The following is an 18,512-nucleotide window of genomic DNA, read 5'->3' on the forward strand; positions in this document are numbered from 1 at the left end:
TCTATGACCCTCAAGTATTATCACGCCGAACCTTTGGCGAACTCCTTGAAATCCATGGCTCCGCTCAAGGAGAAGGGGCTGGATTACGAGAGCGTGTACGTCGACCTGCACAAGTTTGAGCAGCACCAGCCGTGGTTCACCGCGATCAATCCCGAGGGGCAAGTGCCGGTGCTCGATCATGACGGCACGATCATCACGCACACCACGGTGATCAACGAGTATCTGGAGGACGTCTTCCCGGATGCGCAGCCTGCCGATGGCCCGCTGCGCCCGCGCGATGCGGTGGGGGCGGCGCGGATGCGCTACTGGAACAAGTTCGTCGACGAGCAGGTGATGAACTTTGTCTCGATGCACGGTTGGCACCGCATGGTCGGCGTGATTGCTCGCAATATCGAAAGTGGCGAGTTCGAGAAGTTGCTCGAAAACATCCCGCTGCCCGATCAGCGCAAGAAGTGGGCGACGGCGCGCTCGGGCTTCTCGAAAGCCGACCTCGCGCATGCAACTAGCAAGATCGAATACGCGGTGGACAAGGTGGAGAAGCAGTTGGCCGAAACGCCGTGGCTGGCGGGCCAGACCTACACGCTGGCGGACATCAACTTCTATTCGCATTGCGGGATGATGGTGGAGCGAATGTTCCCCGAAATGGAGATCGGCAAGCGTGCGCAGCGGCTTGTCGAATGGCGCGAGCGGGTGACGGCGCGGCCAGGCATGGCGGCAGCGCTCAAGTCCGAGGACCGGACGGCGCCGGGCCTGCGCAACCGGTCGGGGCATGTGCGCTGATGGCCGGGTTTGTTCTGATCCATGGCTCTTGGCATGGCGGCTGGTGCTTCGATCCGGTTGCAGCATTGCTGCGCGCGCGGGGGCACACGGTTGTGGCGCCGACGCTGCCGGGAATGGGCGGCACGGCGGAGGAACTGGCGGCGGTGACGCTGGGCGAGTGGGGTGAGTTTGCTGCGCAGCATTGCCGCGATCTGAAGGCGCAGCTGGGCGGCGGCCCGGTGGTGCTCGGCGGGCATTCGCGCGGTGGTCTGGTCGTCAGCACGGCGGCGGAGCGCGATCCTTCGGCCATGGATGCGCTCGTCTATGTCTGCGCGATGATGCTGCCTTCGGGATCGTCGCGCGCCGAGTTCAAGACGATGGAAGAGCCCAATCCGGATTTCGATGCGATTATCAGCAAGGTGCATGATGGCGCGGCGACCGTGGTCGATCCGGCGCTGGCAGGGCCGATCTTCGCGCAGCTTTCGCCGCCGGAGCTGGTCGCGGGCGTGCTGCCGCGCCTTGTGGCGGAGCCGCATGGGCCGCGCTCGGAGCCATTGGTGCTGACGGCGGAGCGTTGGGGCTCGCTCCCGCGCACTTATGTCGAATGCACCGAGGACCGCACGATCCCCATTGCCAGCCAGCGCCGGATGCAGGCGATGTCGCCCGGCGCGCGGGTGGTGACTTTGGATGCCGATCACAGCCCCTATCTCTCGCGTCCGCAGCAACTGGCGGACGCGCTCGAGGGGGCGATTCCGGCCTGATGGATACAAGCTGATGCGCGAAGTGAGGCTGAGCCCGCAGGGCGATTTCGACAATGCCGCGCAGGAGCACCGCCACATCACCGCGCATCCGCTGAGCGCTGCGATGGGGGCCGAGATTACCGGGGTACGGCTGGGCCATGACCTCTTGCCCGAAGCCTTCGACGAAATCCGCGAGGCGCTGTGGCGGCACAAGATGGTGTTTCTGCGCGATCAGCATCTGACGCATTCGGAGCATGAGGCGTTCTCCGCGCGGTTCGGGCCCTTCGCGGTCGATGCCTATACGCAAGGGGTGGAGGGGCATCGCAACGTCCACCCGCTGATCAAGGAAGCGGACACGAAGACCAAGGCGCTGTTCGGCAGCGGCTGGCACACGGATTCGCCGTTCCTCGACGAGCCGCCCTCGGTGACGATCCTGCGCGCGGTCGAGGTGCCGCCCTATGGCGGGGACACGGTCTGGGCCGATACGCAGCTGGCGTGGCGGATGCTGAGCCCCGCGATGCAGGCGCTGCTGCGGCCTTTGAAGGTCCATATGTCAGCCGAGGCGAACGTGGCGACGCAGGAGCGGATCACCGGCAAGCCGATGACCTTCGCCAGCGAGGATCGGCGCACGGCGGCGGTGCAGGGCAATTTCCACCCGCTGGTGCGCACGCATCCCTTTACCGGGCTGCCCTCGCTCTATGTGGACGAAGTCTATGCCGTGGGGATCGAGGGGATGACCGAGGCGGAGAGCCGGCCCATCCTCGATTTCCTGACGCGGCATATCACGCAGGCGGGCTTCACCTGCCGCCTGCGCTGGGAGCCCGGGATGATCGCGATGTGGGACAACCGCGCCGCACTGCATCTGGCGCCGAATGATTATGATGGGTTCCGGCGCGAGATGTACCGCACAACGATGGCGGGGGAGCGGCCGGAGTAGGGTGGACACTTCCGATGACGCCAAACTCGATGGTGATCCACTAGCCTCGCATCGCAGACCGCTCTAACCTTCGGCTTTTCCAGTCGCTGCGCGGGGCACCATGCGGGTACTGCTGTTTCTTGCTTTGCTGGTGACAAGCTCTGCGGCCCATGCGGACTCCTGGGCACCTGCAGTGACGGAGGTCTATGAGGCTCCGGATCACTCGGCACGGTTGACCGTAGTGCCCCGCGCGTTGACCAGCACACTCGACTACTTTTCCGATAAGCTGGACGGCAAGGAACCAGCGGGAGCGCCGCCCGGCTCCGCGGCGGCGAGTGCCACGGCGAAGCTTGAAGTCCGCAGTCCCGCAGGCGGCTGGGTGACCAAATGGACAAAGTCGCTCGTCAATGAAGTGGCACTCGTCTACGTTGTCGTTGCGCCAGAGGGAAAGGCGTTTGCGACATTCGACAACTGGTATTCAGTGGGCGTCGGTCCATCCGCGATCGTCGTTTACGACGGGAGCGGGGAGGCTACCAAGGCGTTCGCGCTCGACAGCATTTTTCCCGACTGGTTTGTAAGCGCGCTTTCGCGATCGGTCAGTTCGATCCAATGGCGTGGCCAGCCTCGTCTGTCCGGCGACGGCACAGAGGTATTGGTGCCAATCGACTTACCAGAGCTCGAGCGCACGCCCGGGCAGAGCGGCCCGCAACTGGACCTTCGCATCCGACTTGCCGACGCCGCGATCGTCGGGCTTGACGATCCTGTCTGGCGCGATGCGCTCAGGAATGCAGCGAAGGTCGCGCATGAACAGTGCATCGCGGAACTGGCTGAAACAAAAGCGTGGAACGCCCCGATTTCGGCACCCGTGCAATGGGATGAGGTGGCATGGCATCACTATCTCAATGAGATCGGCTTTCGCACAGTGCCGGGCGCTATGGGCGATGATGGGCCGGTTATCGGGACGACGGTCCTGCGTCCCGGAAATGCGTCCGATTTTCGTGCGTCGCTGAAATGGCTTCGGGAGGCTGTCACCGAGCGGCCGTTTTCGCCGGGATATGATGTTCGGGTGATCGGATCGCCGGACATGCAGTCGCTCAGAGCGCGGATCGTCGAAATTGCTGCGCGCATAAAGCCCAAACGACTGGCGGGCGTCCGGTTCATCGTTGTCGTGGACCCTGCAACCGGACAGGCGATTGAAACGGCGCTGTCGCGGACTGGTGCGACGGTAACCATCATGGATCCGAACCGTCAGCTTCCGCAAATTGAGAGCCGGATGAACAAGACGACCGAAAGCGAACGCCCGACTTGCCGCGCTCCCATTGGCTGACTTTCCTCAATCCCCGAAGAAATTGAGTTCCAGCAGCACGTTGTTGGGATCGCTGACGAAAATCTGCCTGAGGCCGATGGAGTCCACGGTGTTGAGCTGGAAGGGCGTGCCGAGCGCTTCCACGCGGGTCATCAGTTCCGCGTAGCCCGAGCAATTCAGCGCCACGTGGTGCACCGCGCCGGTCAGCGCGCCGGGTTCGACATGGCGGTCGAAGGCGCGGGGGCAGTCGACCGAGTTGATGTGGACGATAGCCTTGCCGCCCGCGTCATACATCCACTGGGCGTTTTCGGGCGTCAGTGGCGGGGGCGCGTTGCGGCGTTCGAGGTTCAGCAGCGCCTTGTAGAACTCGGCGGTTTCATCGAGCTTGTCGGTGATCACGTTGACGTGATCGAGCCAGTTGACCTGCATTGCGCGCTCCCTTGTCCATCGGGTCTGACGACCACACGTTCATCCGTCTTCCGTCGCCCCGTGCTCGACACGGGGCTTGGCTGTTCTTCCGGCGCAGCGCTCGAAAAAAGGAAGCCCAGGCCCGGATCAAGTCCGGGCCGACGATACTGTCTAATGCATTTCCAATCCAACGCTCTCTCCCCTGAAGCGGAGAGAGCAAGGGGAGATTCGCAGCGCTGCCTGTAACCGCAAGCCGCACGCGGCCGAATTTCACGGCATGGCACTGCACCCCACCGCATTCATCGCCGGACCCAGCGGGCAATGGCGCGTCACCAGCATCCGCTCGTTTCGCGGCGAGAGCTTGCCGATGGCGCCCGCCTTGCGCATCAGCGAGGCTTCGCGCGCCGGGGAAAGCGATGGCTGGATGCTGCGCGGCACGGCGAGCAACTTGCGCTACACCTCGCAGGAAGGCGTGAGCGAACTGCGCGCGGTGCAATCGGGGCTCGGCCGTCCGCAAGCGACTTGCGCTGCGCTGCTTCCGATCACCAAGTCTGCCGCGTGGTGGGCTTTGGCGCAGGACGAGCGCATGGGCGTGTTCCAGCGGGCCAAGCACCACGCCATCGGCCTGCCCTATGTGCGCCCGATCGCCCGCGCGCTCTATCATTCGCGCGATCTGGGCGAGCCGTTCGATTTCCTGACGTGGTTCGAATTCGCACCAGAGGATACGCCCGCGTTCGACCATCTGCTGGCCGAACTGCGGGCAAGTGAGGAATGGGGCTACGTCGAGCGCGAGGTGGACATTCGTCTCACCCGCGCCTGACGCGAAAGATCAGCTGCGGAACACCACCGTCTTGTTGCCGTTGAGCAGCGCGCGGTCCTCGAGGTGGAGGCGCACCGCTTCCGCCAGCACGCGGCGTTCGACATCGCGGCCCTTGCGGACGAGGTCGTCGGGCGTGTCGGCGTGGGTGACGGTCGTCACGTCCTGGTGGATGATCGGGCCTTCGTCGAGGTCGGTCGTCACGTAGTGGCCGGTCGCGCCGATCATCTTCACGCCGCGCGCGTGGGCCTGGTGATAGGGCTTGGCGCCCTTGAAGCTCGGCAGGAACGAGTGGTGGATGTTGATGCAGCGGCCGTTGAGGAACGAGGCCATGTCGTCCGAGAGGATCTGCATGTAGCGCGCGAGGACGACGAGCTCGGCGCCGGTCTCGTTCACGATCGCCTTCACCTGCGCTTCCTGCTGGGGCTTGGTGTCCTTGGTGATCGGCAGGTGGTGATAGGGCACATCGCCGAGCAGCGTGATGTTGAGCGCTTCCTTGGGGTGGTTGCCGATGATCGCGACGACTTCCATCGGCAGCTCGCCGATGCGGGTACGGTAGAGCAGATCGCCGAGGCAGTGATCGAACTTGCTGACCATGAGCACGGTGCGGCGCTTCTTCGAGGCATCGCGCATCTTCCATTCCATGCCGAACTGTTCGGCCACCGGCGTGAAGGCGCTGCGCAGCGTGGTCTCGTCGCCCGAGCCGGGATCGAGCACGACGCGCATGAAGAACTGGCCGCTTTCGGTATCGTCGAACTGCTGTGCCTCGAGGATGTTGGCGCCGGCCTCATACAGGTTGCCGGTAACCCGGGCGACGATTCCGGGCTTGTCCTCGCACGAAAGCGTCAGGATCACAGGTGCAGTCATTCAAATCTCTCCCGTCCATTGGTGGGCAGCGCGCCCCCATAGGCGCCGCCGCCGTTCACCGCCAGCCGTGCTTGTGCCCCGCATGGGGGCTGCACAATTTGGCATTGCGAATCTGGTTCGATATTGTATGTGTTGCATACAAATTTCAACCAGCCATTTGCAATCGGGAGAGACAGCGTGGCAGCGAACCTCGAAGAGGTCCTTCAGGGCCAGTCCAACATCGTTGAAATGCTGCGCAATTCGCAGCTTGGCGCCTATGTCTATCCGGTCGTGGCGCCGGAGTTCTCCAACTGGCGCAGCGAGCAGTGGGCCTGGCAGCACTCGGCGGTGCTGTTCGACCAGTCGCACCACATGGTGAACCTCTATATCCGTGGGCGTGATGCGGCGAAGCTGCTGAGCGACACGATGGTCAACAGCTCGAAGGGCTGGACGGTCAACAAGGCCAAGCAGTACGTGCCGACGACGCCTTATGGCCACGTGATCGGCGATGGCATCATCTTCTGGGAAGAAGAGGAAAGCTTCACTTACGTCGGCCGCGCGCCGGCTTCGAACTGGCTGCGCTATCACGGCGCGACGGGTGGCTATGATGTCGAGATCGAGCTCGATGACCGTTCGCCGATGCGCCCGATGGGCAAGCCCGTCACCCGCAAGGAATGGCGCTTCCAGATCCAGGGTCCGCAGGCATGGAACGTGATCGAGAAGCTGCATGGCGGGCCGCTGGAGCAGCTCAAGTTCTTCAACATGAGCACGATGAACATCGCCGGCAAGACCGTGCGCACGCTGCGCCACGGCATGTCGGGCGCGCCGGGCCTCGAAATCTGGGGCCCTTATGCCGAGCAGGAAGAAATCCGCGCCGCCATTCTGGAAGCGGGCAAGGAATTCGGCCTGATCGCTTGCGGCAGCCGTGCCTATCCTTCGAACACGCTGGAATCGGGCTGGATTCCCTCGCCGCTCCCGGCGATCTACACCGGCGAGAAGCTGAAGGGCTTCCGCGAATGGCTGGGTGCCGACAGCTATGAAGCGACCGGTTCGATCGGCGGCTCCTTCGTTTCGGACAATATCGAGGACTACTACCTCAATCCGTGGGAGCTGGGTTACGGCCCGTTCGTCAAGTTCGACCACGACTTCCATGGCCGTGAGGCGCTGGAGAAGCTCAACCCCGCCGAGCAGCGCAAGAAGGTGACGCTGGCGTGGAATCCTGAGGACATGGCGAAGATCACCGCCTCGCTGTTCAACCCGGATGGCGAGCAGTACAAGTTCTTCGATGTGCCGCTGGCAAACTATGCCTCCTCGAACTACGACCGCGTGGTCGATGCGGGCGGCAAGACGGTCGGCATCTCGATGTTCACTGGCTACTCCTACAACGAGAAGCAGGCGCTTTCGCTCGCCACGGTCGATCCGGAAATCCCGGTCGGCACCGAAGTGCGCGTCGTCTGGGGCGAAGAGAACGGCGGCACGCGCAAGACCACGGTCGAGCCGCACAAGCAGATCGAAGTCCGCGCGATCGTCTCGTCGGTGCCGTACAGCCGCGTGGCACGCGAGAACTACGCCGAAGGCTGGCGCACCGGGCGCTGAGGCAAGAGGCCCCTCCTTCCCGCCAAGAAGGAAGGAGGGGCGCCTTTGAAGGGGAGCCTGCCATGGCAGCTGCATTGATTCATCCCAACTGGGATAAGCCGCCGCTCGGGATCACCGACGGTTTCAGCCTCGAAATGACCGCGAAGGACGAAGCCTCACTGCGCGAGGCCGCGCCGCTGATTCCGGTCGATACACCGATTGCCGTCACGTTCCTGCCAGGCGAGGATGTGGCCGCGCGGGTCAAGGCGACGGTAGCCGTGCGGGAGCTGGGCTTCGAGCCGATGCCGCATTTCTCGGCGCGCCGGATCACCTCGGAGGATGATTTCGAGGGCTATCTCAAGGCCGTGGTCGAGCAGGCAGGCGTTTCCCGTGCGTTCATCGTCGCAGGCGATCCGCCCGAGCCGGTGGGGCCCTATTTCGATACCTCGACCCTGATCGCGACGGGTGCGTTCGAGCGCAGCGGGATCAAGGCCATCGGCATTGGCGGGCATCCCGAAGGCCACCCCAACATGAGCGAGCAGCAGTGCTGGGACGTGCTGGTGAAGAAGGTGCGCGAGATCGAGGCGCGCGGCATGGCGCCCTTGATCGTGACGCAGTTCGGGTTCGATCCCGATGCGTTTCTGGCGTGGCTGCTGAAGCTGCGCGCGCTGGGCATCGATGCGCCGGTGCGGATCGGTGTGCCCGGGCCTGCGGGGATCAAGCGATTGCTGGCGTTCGCCGCGCGCTGCGGGGTGGGGGCTTCTACGGCTGTGCTGCGCAAGTACGGGATTTCGGTGACGAACCTGCTCGGCAGCGCCGGGCCGGACAAGTTGGTCGATGCCTTCGCCAAGGGCCTCGGGCCGCAGCATGGCCGCGTGCGCCTGCACTTCTATCCCTTCGGCGGGATGGTGAAGACACTGGAGTGGATCCACAGCTACAACGCGAAGCATGGGATTGCAGGATGACCGACTACGTTCTCGTTCACGGCGCGTGGGGCGGCAGCTTCGGCTATGACCGCGTGGCGGGCGAACTGCGCGCTGCCGGGCACCGCGTGGTGCTGGCGCAGCTGACCGGCCTCGGCACGCGCAAGGGCGAGTTTCATCCCGGCATCACGCTGACCACGCATATCGACGACGTCTGCAACCAGATCGCTTCGGCCGGTTTCGACAAGTTTGTCCTCGTCGGCCATTCCTACGGCGGCATGATCATGACGGGCGTGGCAACGCGGCTGGGCGGAAGGATCAAGGCACTGGTCTATCTCGATGCGTTTCTGCCGCAGGACGGCCAGTCGCTGTGGGACCTCACCGGCGATTTCGAGCACAACCACTACATTGGCAGCCAGAAGTTCACGCCGGGCGCGGTGGCGCCGTTGCCGGGGCTCGAAAGCCCGGTGCTGACGCGGCACCCGCTGCTGACCCTGCTCGAAGCGGTGAAGTTCACCGGCGAGGAAGCCAAGGTGGGCCGGCGGATTTATGTGTTTGCCAATGCGTGGGAACCGACGCCGTTCCGCAAGTTCGTGAAGCGCGTGACAAGCGAGCCGGGCTGGGAATATCACGAGGCCAAGGCGAGCCATAACGTGATGGGCGATCAGCCCGAGCAAACGCTGCAGATCCTGCTGGGCTGCGCCTGAGCCGCGGGCCATCCGATGAACCCGTCGGCCCGTGCTTGACACGGGCCTTGGCTTTTCTTTCGTGCGCCGCGCTACAAGAACAGCCCAACCCCGTGTCAAGCACGGGGTGACGGGCGGAGGTGGAGGGCTAGAACTTCGCTTCCCGCGACTTGCGCCGCGCCTCGGCAAAGGCATCGCGGCGGAACTTCTCGAAGGCGACACGCTGGTCGTGGCCGGGGTCCTTCGGGTAGTCCTGATATTCGGCAATGATCTCGTCGAAAATCTCGCGCAGCTCTTCCTTGTGGTCGGGGTGGCTGAAGATGTGGAGGCGGTTGGCCTTCATCGCCTCGATCACGCGCGCGCCGATCACGTCGGGCTCCATGCCGAATTCGTGGATGCCCGCAAGGCGCTCGACCGCTTCGGCATTGACCGGCTTCATCGCGCCCTTCAGCTCGTCCGGGCGGATATCGTCGCTGGCATAGATGTAGCTCTTCACGAGGCCCGGGCAGAGCACCGAGACGCCGATCTCGTACTGCAGCAGCGAATAATGCAGCGACTCCGAAAGGCCGCGCACGGCGAACTTGGTGGTGTTGTAGATGCCCGGCGTACCGGCGGCGAGGAACGCGGCCATCGAAGCGGTGTTGACCACGTGGCCGCCCTTCTGCTCGCCTGCCTTCACCCGCGCGACCATGCGGGGGACGAAGGTCATCACGCCGTTGATCACGCCGTGTAGATTGACCCCCATCAGCCAGTCCCAATCGTCGTAGGAGCTTTCCTCGATCGGCTGGAACAGGTTCACGCCTGCATTGTTGCACAGGATCGAGACGGGGCCGAACCGGGCCTCCACCTCGTCCGCCGCCGCCTTGAATCCGTCTCGGCTGGCAACATCGAGCTGGACGCCCATGACCTCGCGGTTGTCGAGGCTGGCGAGGGCCTTGTCGATCGAGTCCTGGCGTATATCGGCGATGGCAACCCTGCAGCCTTCGTTGAGCAGCTGCCGGACGAGCCCGATGCCGACGCCATTGGCGCCGCCGGTGACGAAGGCGGTGCGGCCTGCGAAGTCCTTCATAAAATCTCCCCTCCCGCTTGCGGGAGGGGCCGGGGGTGGGCCTCTCCCTGAGATGTGGTTCTGTGGGGCTTGCCCACCCCTAACCCCTCCCGCAGGCGGGAGGGGGACTGGTAGCGTTAGCCTGCGCGTGCAGCCTTCAGCGCCGCCTGCCGCGCAATCTCGGCAGTGATCGCCGGGTTGCGGAACAGCATCGCGAAAGTCTGCTTGTAGTCGGGGTTCTCGGGGAGGTGCGTCTGCACCGCCGCCGTGGTCGCCTCACCGCGCTCGCGCACGCCGGTGAGGAATTCGCTGTGGGTGAGTATGTAGAGTTCGTCGTTCAGGATGCCCTGGAGCACGCGCTCGCCGACCTCTTCCTTGGTCTGGTAGAGGTGCATGAAGTTGCCGCCCGAAGCGCGGCGCTTGTCCGCCTCGGCGTAGCCGGTGTCCGCCAGATCGGCGGGGCGGGTCTTGCCGGCCTCGGCTATGTTCGATTGCACCGCGCCGGGGCAGAACGCCGAGCAGATCACCCCGCGCGCCTCAAGTTCGGGGCGCATGCATTCCATCATCGCGGTGACCGCCGCCTTGCCGCACGAATAGATCGTCGTGCCGCCCACCGGCACCAGCGCCGACATCGAGGCGGTGTTGACGACATGGCCGCCTTCGCCATGCGCGAGGATGCGCGGCAGCACGGTCACGATGCCGTTGATCGTGCCGCCGACGTTCACGCCCATGACCCAGTCCCAGTCGGCGAACGTCGCCAGCTCGGTCGGGCCGACGACGGCGACGCCGGCATTGTTGCACAGGATATGGATCTTGCCGAACTTCGCTTCGGCCGCATCGGCGGCGGCGGCAAAGGCGGCGCGGTCGGTCACGTCAAGCTTGAGGGGGAGAACCTTGTCACCACCCGCCAGTTCAGCCTCGGCAGCGGCGAGATGGTCGTCGCGGATATCGGCGATCGCCACGTTCATCCCCGCGCCGAGCAGCGCCCTGGCAATGCCGAGGCCGATGCCGCTGGCACCGCCGGTGATGAACGCGGTCTTGCCGGGGAGGTTCTGCATGATCGCTCTCCTGCGGTGGAGCCTTTTGCGATTCCACCACTTGTTAGATTGGCATTTGTATTCACCACGTCGAGATTGTATGCAAGACTAACAATTGTTCGAGACGAAAAAGGCCCGGCGAATCCAACGCTGGGGCCGCCGGACGAGAGGAGAGATGATGGCGGGTCCCACTCTGATGGCGGAGCCGGGCGAGGCTTTGACGGTCGAAACCGGCGCGCCGGCGACGCGCGAATGGCCTGCCGCCGGATCGGCCTACTGGGCGCTGCTGGTGATTGTTCTCGCAACCTTCATCACCTTCTTCGATGCGGTGACGTTCGGCATGCTGGCCGAGCGGATCAAGCACGATTTCGGCCTCACCGATTCGCAGCTGGGTTTCCTTGCCGGGCCGGCGAGCATAGTCTGCTACCTCTTCGTCGGCATTCCGCTGGCGCGCCTCGCCGACATCTACCCGCGCAAATATGTGCTGGCGGGCGGCGCGGCGGCGGTGGGGCTGGTGATCTCGCTCGGGGGCCTTGCACAGACGTTTACGCAGTTCGTGGGCAGCCGGGTGTTTCTGGCAGCGGGCGGCTCGGCCCACGCGCCATCCTCCTACTCGCTGCTTGCCGATGCCTTTCCGCCGAAGAAGCTGACGCGCGCCTTTGCGCTGCTGCAGTTCGGTTTCATCGGCGGGACGGTGCTGGGGCCGCTGATCGGCGGCAAGCTGGTGGTGATGAGCGCAACCTGGGCGCCGACAGTGATCGGTCCTCTGACGATCCGGGGCTGGCAATGGATCCTGATCGTGATGGGGCTGCCGGCGGTGCTGATCGGGCTCTTGTTCCTCACGGTTAAGGAGCCGTCGCGCATGGCCCCTGCCGTTGATGCGCCCAAGGTTCCAGCGGATGCCGGGTTCGGGCGGCGGGTGCTGACCTTCATGGGCCTCGATGCGCTGAAGGCGATCAATGCCAAGCCGCGCGTCTACTATCCGCTGTTCGGCGCGCTGGCGCTGAGCGCGGTGGAGGTTTTCGGCCTGCAGTTCTGGCGCGTGCCGTTCATGGTCCGCACCTTCGGCTGGGACGAGGCGCAGATCGGCGCCGCGCTGAGCGTGACGGTGCTGATCGGCTCGCTTTCCGGCCTCCTGCTGGGCAGTGTGATGGTGGAATGGCTGGCGAAGCGCCACAAGGACGCCAATGTCCGCGCCGCCGCGATCTGCGCCTGCGGGGTGATGGTCTCCACCATTGCCGCGATCCTGATGCCGACGCCGTGGGCTTCGCTGATCCTGTTCGGCATTTCCGGCATGTTCGGCATGGCAGGCGCGGTGCCGCAGAACGCCGCCGTCCAGCGCGTCGCCCCCAACGAGATGCGCGGACAGGTGACGGCGTTCTACCTGTTCATGTTCACCTTCTTCGGCGCGATGGGCAGCTTTGTCGTCGGGCGCGTGCAGGACGTTGTCGTAGGTGATCCCACGCAGCTGTGGAAGGCGCTGCTGATCACTGCCGGCACGCTGCTGCCGCTCGCGACCTTCCTGATGATCCGCGCGATCCGGCCCTACCGCGAGGAAGTGGAACGGTTGGAAGCCGAAGGGCGTTGACACGCCGTCGCTCCATCGTGATTGTTAGGTATACGAACTAATTGGGAGAGTCCGATGTCCGAAGACCGTATCGCCGCGCTGGAAGGCAAGCTGGCCGAACTGGAGCGCCGCCTGACGGTGCGCGAGGACGAGCTCGATATCCGCAAGCTGCAGCACCTCTATGGCTATCTGATCGACAAGTGCCTCTACCTCGAGACGGCGGACCTCTTCACCGACGACGGCGAAGTGCGCTTCTTCGGCGGCATCTGGAAGGGCAAGGAAGGCGTCAAGCGGCTCTATTGCGAGCGGTTCCAGAAGCGCTTCACCTATGGCAACAACGGCCCGATCGACGGCTTCCTGCTCGATCACCCGCAGCTGCAGGACATCATCCATATCCTGCCCGACGGCGTCACCGCGCTCGCCCGCGCGCGCTCGATGATGCAGGCCGGGCGCCACAAGGACTACGAAGGCGATGCCCCGCACCTCAAGGCGCGCCAGTGGTGGGAAGGCGGCATTTACGAGAACACCTACAAGAAGGTGGACGGGGTGTGGCGCATCCACATCCTCAACTACATGCCGCAGTGGCACGCCGATTTCGAACATGGCTGGGCCAACACGCCGCATGAATATTTGCCGTTCCCCAAGGTGACCTATCCCACCGATCCGACCGGCCCCGACGCGCTGATCGAGGACCACTGGCTCTGGCCGACGCACAAGCTGGTGCCCTTCCACATGCCGCACCCGGTGACGGGCGAGGAAATCGTGGCGCAGCGCTGGCAGGGTGATATCGACCGGGAAACGGCGCGGGGCTAGAAATCAAAGGCAATACATCCCCGTTCGTGTCGAGCGAAGTCGAGACACCACACGCAGCGCATGGTGTCTCGACTTCGGGTCTTCGACCCGAAGTTTATCCCGAGCCAGTCGAGGGGCTCGACACGAACGGTTGGGGGATTGTTGCTCCCTTAGGAGAGGTTGTGTGACCGCATACCCATCGCTGCACATGATGATCGCCGGGGAGCGCGTTTCCGGCGGAGGGCGCCGCACCCATGCGGTGGTGAACCCCGCGACCGGCGAGACCATCGGCGAACTCCCGCTCGCCGAACCTGCCGATCTCGACCGCGCGCTGGAAGCAGCGCAGCGCGGGTTCAAGCTGTGGCGCAAGTCCACGCCGCAGCAGCGTGCCGCCGTTCTCAACGGCGCGGCGCGCCTGCTTCTGGAGCGGCAGGAAGACCTCGCGCGGATCGCCACGCTGGAGCAAGGCAAACCGCTGGCGGAAGCACGGATCGAAGTGCTGATGAACGTGGGGCTCTTCCAGTTCTACGCGGGCGAGGTGTTCCGCATCTATGGGCGTACGCTGGTTCGGCCCGAGGGCATGCGCTCGACCGTGACGCACGAGCCGGTGGGGCCGGTCGCGGCCTTTGCGCCGTGGAACTTCCCGCTGGGCAATCCCGGGCGCAAACTGGGGGCGCCGATTGCGGCGGGCTGCTCGGTGATCCTGAAGGCGGCAGAGGAAACCCCCGCCTCGGCGCTCGGCGTCTTGCAGTGCCTGCTCGACGCGGGGCTGCCGGGCGAAGTCGCGCAAGCGGTATTCGGCGTGCCCGATGAAGTGAGCCGCCACTTGCTTGGTTCTCCGATCATCCGCAAGCTGAGCTTCACCGGCTCGACCGTGATCGGCAAGCATCTCGCCAAGCTGGCGGCAGAGGACATGAAGCGCACGACGATGGAACTGGGCGGCCACGGCCCGGTGCTGGTGTTCGGCGATGCGGACCTCGACCGCGTGCTCGATACGGTGGTGACGCAGAAGTACCGCAATGCCGGGCAGGTCTGCGTGAGCCCGACGCGCTTTATCGTCGAGGAAAGCGTCTACGACCGGTTCCGCAATGCCTTTGCGGAGCGCGCGAAGGCGATTGCCGTTGGCAATGGTCTCGACGAAGCCACCCGCATGGGACCGATGGCGAACCCGCGCCGGCCCGAGGCAATGGACCGGCTGATCGGCGATGCCGTGCAGCGCGGCGCGAAGCTGCATACGGGCGGTGAACGCGTCGGCAATGCCGGGTTTTTCTATGCGCCTTCGGTGCTTTCGGACATTCCGCTGGACGCCGCGATCATGAACGAGGAGCCGTTTGGCCCCGTCGCGCTGATCAACGCCTATGCGGGCGAAGAAGCGATGATCGCGGAGGCGAACCGACTGCCCTATGGCCTCGCTGCCTTTGCCTGGACGCAGGACAGCAAGCGCCAGCAGCGCCTCGCGCGCGAGATCGAGGCCGGGATGGTGGGCATCAACACCAACATGATCGCCGGTGCGGATTCGCCCTTCGGCGGCGTGCGCTGGTCGGGCCATGGCGCGGAAGACGGGCCAGAAGGCGTGCAGGCCTGCATGGTGACCAAGGCGGTGCACGAGGGGTGAGCCGCTTTCCTGCGACCTGCGTGCCGATACAAGCCATGGCGGGGCCGGTGCGAGGCTGGTATGGCACCATTCTTTCCCACCCCTATTGCCGAGGCCACGATGTATCGCGCAGCCAAAGCCGTCCTGACCGCACTCGCGGCGAGCCTTGCCGTGCCAGCCTGCGCGGCGGAAGAGGATACGCAGCTCTGGCTGGCAGCCACCGCCATGGTCGATGTGCCGCACGGCGAGGGTCGGCCGCCGCTCGTGGTCATGGCAGATACGCAGTACCGCTATTTCGGCAATGCTTCGCGCCTCGGCCAGAACCAGCTGCGCGCCTCGCTGGGCATTCGGGTCAACAAGACCACGGTGCTTTCCCAAGGCTATGTCTACACCCGCACCTCCCCCTTGCCGGGCGTGATCACGCACGAGCATCGTCCGTTCCAGCAGGCGATGTTCCGCATTGCGGGCAACGGCAAGGGGACAACGCTGATCGGGCGGACTCGGCTCGAGGAGCGCATACTCGAAGGCTCGGGCGATGTGGCGCTGCGCGCGCGGCAATGGGTGCGGATGAACCAGCCGCTGGGCGGGGGCTTTGTCGGGATCGGCACGGCGGAAGTGTTCGTGAACGTCAACTCGGCCGATTGGGGGCCACGCGCGGGGTTCGATCAGTTCCGCCTGTTCGGCGGGATCGGCGTGCCGCTGGCGCGCGGTCTGTGGATCGAGGCCGGTTACATGAAGCAGTATGTCGCGCGCCATCGGCGCCCCGACCGAATGAATCACAATATCAGCCTGACCCTGTCACTGATCCGGTGACAGCACGCGGGCTGGCAGACGCGAGAATCAGCCCATGACGAGCGAACTCAGGACCGGCGGCCAGTACGGCTATCTGCGCATTGCCACAGAGGAAGCCTTCGCCACGCAGGAACAGATCGACGTTTTCCTGCGCATGATCCGCGAGGGGCAGGCCGACAAGGGCATGGTCTCGCTCTGGGGCTTCTATGCGACCAGCCCCTCTGAACGCGCGATGCAGATCATGGAGCGGCTGCTCGATCTGGGCGAGCGCCGCATTGCCGACATGGATGCGACCGGGATCGACAAGGCGATCCTTGCGCTGACCTCGCCGGGCGTGCAGCCGATGCTCGATCTCGACGAGGCCAAAGGCATCGTCACCCGCGCCAATGACCGGCTGGCAGAGGCTTGTGCGAAGTATCCCGACCGCTTCATCGGGCTTGGCACCGTGGCGCCCCAGGACCCGGAATGGTCGGCAGCGGAAATCCGGCGCGGGGCGAGCGAGCTGGGCTTCAAGGGCATCCAGATCAACAGCCACACGCAGGGCGAATATCTCGACGATCCGAAGTTCGATCCGATCTTCCGCGCGCTGTGTGATGTGGGGCAGCCGCTCTACATCCACCCCGCGACGCCGCCGGACAGCATGATCGGCCCGATGCTCGAATCCGGGCTCGACGGCGCGATTTTCGGCTTCGGGGTCGAGACGGGGATGCATCTCCTGCGCCTCATCACCATCGGCATTTTCGACAAGTATCCCGACCTGCAGATCATGGTCGGCCACATGGGCGAGGCGCTGCCCTACTGGCTCTACCGGCTCGACTACATGCACCAGGCGGGCGTGCGCTCGCAGCGCTACGAGCGGATGAAGCCGCTGAAGAAGACTATCGCCGAATACATGCGCTCCAACGTGCTCATCACCAATTCGGGCATGGCGTGGGAGCCGGCGATCAAGTTCTGCCAGCAGGTGGTGGGTGAGGACCGCGTGCTTTACGCGATGGATTATCCCTATCAGTATGTGGCGGATGAAGTGCGCGCGATGGATGCGATGGACATGAGCCCGGACCTCAAGAAGAAGTTCTTCCAGACCAACGCCGAGAGGTGGTTCAAGCTGTGAGCGAGGCCGGCGCGCTAAAGCTGCCCACTGTCGTCGCCAAGGGCGGGCGCTACGCGCTCCTCCTGCTCGCGCTGACGCAGGCGATGAGCCTGCTCGACCGCCAGATCCTCGCGATCCTGGCTCCGGCGATCAAGAAAGACCTCGGTGTCGGCGATGCGGAGATGGGGCTGCTTTACGGCACCGTCTTCGCGCTGTTCTACGCGCTTTTCTCGCTGCCGGTAGGGCGGCTCGCAGATGGCTGGGTGCGCACGCGGCTGCTCGCGATCAGCCTGCTGTTCTGGTCTGCCGCGACCGGCCTTGCGGGCCTGACCACCAGCTTTGCCATGCTCGCCCTCTCGCGGCTGGGTGTGGGGATCGGCGAGGCGGCGATGTCTCCGGCGGGCACATCGCTGCTCTATGACTACTGGCCGCGGCAGCAGCGCGGGTTCGTGATGGCGATCATGGCCTCCGCGATTGCGCTCGGGCTTGGCGGTTCGCTCATCCTTGGCGGGCTCGCAGCAAACTGGTGGGATGTCGCGCATCCGGGTACGGCGCTCAGGGGCTGGCAGTTCGCGTTCCTTGTCGCGGCGGCGCCCGGCTTCGTGCTTGCGGCTTTCCTGTGGACGTTGCGCGAGCCCGAGCGCGGGGTGATGGACGGCATCGCGACGCCGCCCGATCCGCGCCCGTTTGCCGCCAGCCTCGAGATGCTCGGCGCGGTGACGCCGGGCTTCCATCTCATCGTGATGCGCGCCCGCAAGGCCGGGGCCGCGATGATCGCCCGGAACCTTGTGCTGATCGGGGTGATCGCAGCAGCCATGGCCACGCTCACCATCACCAGCACCGCGATTTCGCCGCGCCCGCCGCTCGTGTTCGGCAGCGTGGCCATCAACCCGCATGCGCTGCAGTGGTCGGTGATCGGCTTCGGACTCGTCGTGATCGTCAACCTTGTGCAGGGTGTGAGCCTGTCCGACCCGCAGGCGAGCCGGGTGATCCGCGGTTCGCCCACGGTGATGATGTGCATGGCCGTCGGCACGCTGCAATCGGTGATCAACTACGGGATGATGGCGTTCAACCCCACCTTCCTGATCCGCACCTACCATCTCTCGCTGGGCGAGACGGCGCTGAAGTTCGGCTTCCTGTCGGCGGGCCTCGGCGTGGTCGGCCCGCTGCTGTGGGGCCCGCTCTCGGACTGGCTGCAGAAGCGCTATCCCGGTTCGGGCCGCGCTGCCGTGGCCGCGTTCGCCATGCTGACATCGCCGCTGCTGTCGGTCTGGGTCTATTCGGCGCCTGATGCCGAGACCTTCTTCTGGCGCTTCGTCCCCTACAGCTTCATCCTGACCGGCTGGCTGCCGCCGCTCTACGCGATCATGTACGAGCAGGTGCTGCCCCGCATGCGCGGGCTGACCTCGAGCCTCTACCTCCTGATCATGACGATCCTCGGCCTCGGCATCGGCCCCTATGTGGTCGGGCTGCTCTCCGATGCGACCGGCAACCTGCGCCTCGCGATGATGACCATCCAGTGGGTTGCGGTGCCGATCGCGGTGCTGCTGCTGCTGATCGCGCGGCGGGCGGAGCGGGATGAGCAGGGGTTGCTGGCGCGGGCGGAAAGCTGAGCC

The 18,512-nt window shown here is 65.0% G+C and carries 18 protein-coding genes; 14 read left to right on the forward strand and 4 right to left on the reverse strand.

All coding sequences use genetic code 11. The features are described 5' to 3' along the window. The first annotated feature begins 3 nt into the window (after positions 1 to 3). The 4 genes from NDB2M1_RS09010 (at position 4) to NDB2M1_RS09025 (ending at position 3,742) form a co-directional block, all read left to right on the forward strand. On the forward strand, positions 4 to 780 hold the full coding sequence (locus tag NDB2M1_RS09010) for a glutathione S-transferase family protein (RefSeq protein ID WP_072381484.1): 777 nt from the start codon (positions 4 to 6) through the stop codon (positions 778 to 780). Further along, the gene (locus NDB2M1_RS09015) at positions 780 to 1,520 is read left to right on the forward strand and encodes an alpha/beta fold hydrolase (protein ID WP_072381486.1); all 741 of its coding nucleotides are present in this window, start codon (positions 780 to 782) and stop codon (positions 1,518 to 1,520) included. The genes NDB2M1_RS09010 and NDB2M1_RS09015 overlap by 1 nt, the downstream gene beginning before the upstream one ends. A 13-nt stretch (positions 1,521 to 1,533) precedes the next feature. Further along, positions 1,534 to 2,436 carry a TauD/TfdA dioxygenase family protein gene (locus tag NDB2M1_RS09020; RefSeq protein WP_072381488.1) on the forward strand — a complete coding sequence of 301 codons (903 nt, stop codon included), beginning with the start codon at positions 1,534 to 1,536 and terminating at the stop codon, positions 2,434 to 2,436. Between the two features lie 100 nt (positions 2,437 to 2,536). After that, complete coding sequence (locus tag NDB2M1_RS09025) at positions 2,537 to 3,742, forward strand: hypothetical protein (RefSeq protein WP_072381490.1); 1,206 nt, start codon at positions 2,537 to 2,539, stop codon at positions 3,740 to 3,742. A gap of 6 nt (positions 3,743 to 3,748) precedes the next feature. On the opposite strand, the gene NDB2M1_RS09030 is transcribed toward NDB2M1_RS09025, so the two are convergent. After that, positions 3,749 to 4,150 carry a VOC family protein gene (locus NDB2M1_RS09030; protein ID WP_072381492.1) on the reverse strand — a complete coding sequence of 134 codons (402 nt, stop codon included), beginning with the start codon at positions 4,148 to 4,150 and terminating at the stop codon, positions 3,749 to 3,751. 256 nt (positions 4,151 to 4,406) lie between these two features. Between NDB2M1_RS09030 and NDB2M1_RS09035 the strand changes: the two genes are divergently transcribed. Further along, positions 4,407 to 4,949: a chlorite dismutase family protein gene (locus tag NDB2M1_RS09035; RefSeq protein WP_072381494.1), complete on the forward strand. Its 543-nt coding sequence runs from the start codon at positions 4,407 to 4,409 to the stop codon at positions 4,947 to 4,949. A 9-nt stretch (positions 4,950 to 4,958) separates the two neighbouring features. On the opposite strand, the gene purU is transcribed toward NDB2M1_RS09035, so the two are convergent. Continuing rightward, on the reverse strand, positions 4,959 to 5,813 hold the full coding sequence (gene purU, locus NDB2M1_RS09040) for a formyltetrahydrofolate deformylase (RefSeq protein ID WP_072381496.1): 855 nt from the start codon (positions 5,811 to 5,813) through the stop codon (positions 4,959 to 4,961). A 228-nt stretch (positions 5,814 to 6,041) separates the two neighbouring features. Between purU and NDB2M1_RS09045 the strand changes: the two genes are divergently transcribed. From NDB2M1_RS09045 to NDB2M1_RS09055, 3 genes are all read left to right on the forward strand, one after another. Then, positions 6,042 to 7,388, forward strand: a complete 1,347-nt coding sequence (locus NDB2M1_RS09045; RefSeq protein ID WP_072381761.1) for a vanillate/3-O-methylgallate O-demethylase — start codon at positions 6,042 to 6,044, stop codon at positions 7,386 to 7,388. Between the two features lie 62 nt (positions 7,389 to 7,450). After that, positions 7,451 to 8,332 (forward strand): methylenetetrahydrofolate reductase, encoded by an 882-nt coding sequence (locus NDB2M1_RS09050; protein WP_072381498.1) that lies wholly within the window; start codon positions 7,451 to 7,453, stop codon positions 8,330 to 8,332. Then, on the forward strand, positions 8,329 to 8,997 hold the full coding sequence (locus tag NDB2M1_RS09055) for an alpha/beta fold hydrolase (RefSeq protein WP_072381500.1): 669 nt from the start codon (positions 8,329 to 8,331) through the stop codon (positions 8,995 to 8,997). Before NDB2M1_RS09050 ends, NDB2M1_RS09055 begins: the two co-directional genes overlap by 4 nt. Before the next feature lie 127 nt (positions 8,998 to 9,124). On the opposite strand, the gene NDB2M1_RS09060 is transcribed toward NDB2M1_RS09055, so the two are convergent. Beyond that, entirely contained in the window at positions 9,125 to 10,045 is a 921-nt protein-coding gene (locus tag NDB2M1_RS09060) for an SDR family NAD(P)-dependent oxidoreductase (protein ID WP_072381503.1), read from the reverse strand. Positions 10,046 to 10,161: 116 nt separating this feature from the next. Next, positions 10,162 to 11,082 (reverse strand): SDR family NAD(P)-dependent oxidoreductase, encoded by a 921-nt coding sequence (locus tag NDB2M1_RS09065; protein ID WP_072381504.1) that lies wholly within the window; start codon positions 11,080 to 11,082, stop codon positions 10,162 to 10,164. Positions 11,083 to 11,239: 157 nt separating this feature from the next. Between NDB2M1_RS09065 and NDB2M1_RS09070 the strand changes: the two genes are divergently transcribed. The 6 genes from NDB2M1_RS09070 to NDB2M1_RS09095 all read left to right on the forward strand — a co-directional run bounded on the left by NDB2M1_RS09070 (position 11,240) and on the right by NDB2M1_RS09095 (position 18,509). Continuing rightward, positions 11,240 to 12,649: an MFS transporter gene (locus tag NDB2M1_RS09070; protein WP_253185824.1), complete on the forward strand. Its 1,410-nt coding sequence runs from the start codon at positions 11,240 to 11,242 to the stop codon at positions 12,647 to 12,649. Between the two features lie 54 nt (positions 12,650 to 12,703). Beyond that, a complete protein-coding gene (locus NDB2M1_RS09075; protein ID WP_072381506.1) occupies positions 12,704 to 13,441 on the forward strand; it encodes a nuclear transport factor 2 family protein in 738 nt (245 codons plus the stop codon). A 163-nt stretch (positions 13,442 to 13,604) separates the two neighbouring features. Further along, the gene (locus NDB2M1_RS09080) at positions 13,605 to 15,035 is read left to right on the forward strand and encodes an NAD-dependent succinate-semialdehyde dehydrogenase (RefSeq protein WP_171955349.1); all 1,431 of its coding nucleotides are present in this window, start codon (positions 13,605 to 13,607) and stop codon (positions 15,033 to 15,035) included. 99 nt (positions 15,036 to 15,134) lie between these two features. Further along, positions 15,135 to 15,827: a DUF2490 domain-containing protein gene (locus tag NDB2M1_RS09085; protein ID WP_171955350.1), complete on the forward strand. Its 693-nt coding sequence runs from the start codon at positions 15,135 to 15,137 to the stop codon at positions 15,825 to 15,827. 34 nt (positions 15,828 to 15,861) lie between these two features. Continuing rightward, positions 15,862 to 16,917 carry an amidohydrolase family protein gene (locus NDB2M1_RS09090; RefSeq protein WP_072381512.1) on the forward strand — a complete coding sequence of 352 codons (1,056 nt, stop codon included), beginning with the start codon at positions 15,862 to 15,864 and terminating at the stop codon, positions 16,915 to 16,917. Continuing rightward, entirely contained in the window at positions 16,914 to 18,509 is a 1,596-nt protein-coding gene (locus NDB2M1_RS09095; RefSeq protein WP_253185825.1) for an MFS transporter, read from the forward strand. Before NDB2M1_RS09090 ends, NDB2M1_RS09095 begins: the two co-directional genes overlap by 4 nt. Positions 18,510 to 18,512 lie beyond the last annotated feature (3 nt).

The organism is Novosphingobium sp. NDB2Meth1 (assembly GCF_900117425.1).
GTDB lineage: Bacteria > Pseudomonadota > Alphaproteobacteria > Sphingomonadales > Sphingomonadaceae > Novosphingobium.

Coding starts and splice junctions, on each gene's coding strand:
- NDB2M1_RS09020 (WP_072381488.1), top strand. CDS start 1,534: ATGCGCGAAGTGAGGCTGAGCCCGCAGGGCGATTTCGACAATGCCGCG.
- NDB2M1_RS09035 (WP_072381494.1), top strand. CDS start 4,407: ATGGCACTGCACCCCACCGCATTCATCGCCGGACCCAGCGGGCAATGG.
- NDB2M1_RS09070 (WP_253185824.1), top strand. CDS start 11,240: ATGGCGGGTCCCACTCTGATGGCGGAGCCGGGCGAGGCTTTGACGGTC.
- NDB2M1_RS09030 (WP_072381492.1), bottom strand. CDS start 4,150: ATGCAGGTCAACTGGCTCGATCACGTCAACGTGATCACCGACAAGCTC.
- NDB2M1_RS09085 (WP_171955350.1), top strand. CDS start 15,135: ATGTATCGCGCAGCCAAAGCCGTCCTGACCGCACTCGCGGCGAGCCTT.
- NDB2M1_RS09065 (WP_072381504.1), bottom strand. CDS start 11,082: ATGCAGAACCTCCCCGGCAAGACCGCGTTCATCACCGGCGGTGCCAGC.
- NDB2M1_RS09015 (WP_072381486.1), top strand. CDS start 780: ATGGCCGGGTTTGTTCTGATCCATGGCTCTTGGCATGGCGGCTGGTGC.
- NDB2M1_RS09090 (WP_072381512.1), top strand. CDS start 15,862: ATGACGAGCGAACTCAGGACCGGCGGCCAGTACGGCTATCTGCGCATT.
- NDB2M1_RS09045 (WP_072381761.1), top strand. CDS start 6,042: ATGCTGCGCAATTCGCAGCTTGGCGCCTATGTCTATCCGGTCGTGGCG.
- NDB2M1_RS09010 (WP_072381484.1), top strand. CDS start 4: ATGACCCTCAAGTATTATCACGCCGAACCTTTGGCGAACTCCTTGAAA.
- NDB2M1_RS09050 (WP_072381498.1), top strand. CDS start 7,451: ATGGCAGCTGCATTGATTCATCCCAACTGGGATAAGCCGCCGCTCGGG.
- NDB2M1_RS09060 (WP_072381503.1), bottom strand. CDS start 10,045: ATGAAGGACTTCGCAGGCCGCACCGCCTTCGTCACCGGCGGCGCCAAT.
- NDB2M1_RS09055 (WP_072381500.1), top strand. CDS start 8,329: ATGACCGACTACGTTCTCGTTCACGGCGCGTGGGGCGGCAGCTTCGGC.
- NDB2M1_RS09075 (WP_072381506.1), top strand. CDS start 12,704: ATGTCCGAAGACCGTATCGCCGCGCTGGAAGGCAAGCTGGCCGAACTG.
- NDB2M1_RS09025 (WP_072381490.1), top strand. CDS start 2,537: ATGCGGGTACTGCTGTTTCTTGCTTTGCTGGTGACAAGCTCTGCGGCC.
- purU (WP_072381496.1), bottom strand. CDS start 5,813: ATGACTGCACCTGTGATCCTGACGCTTTCGTGCGAGGACAAGCCCGGA.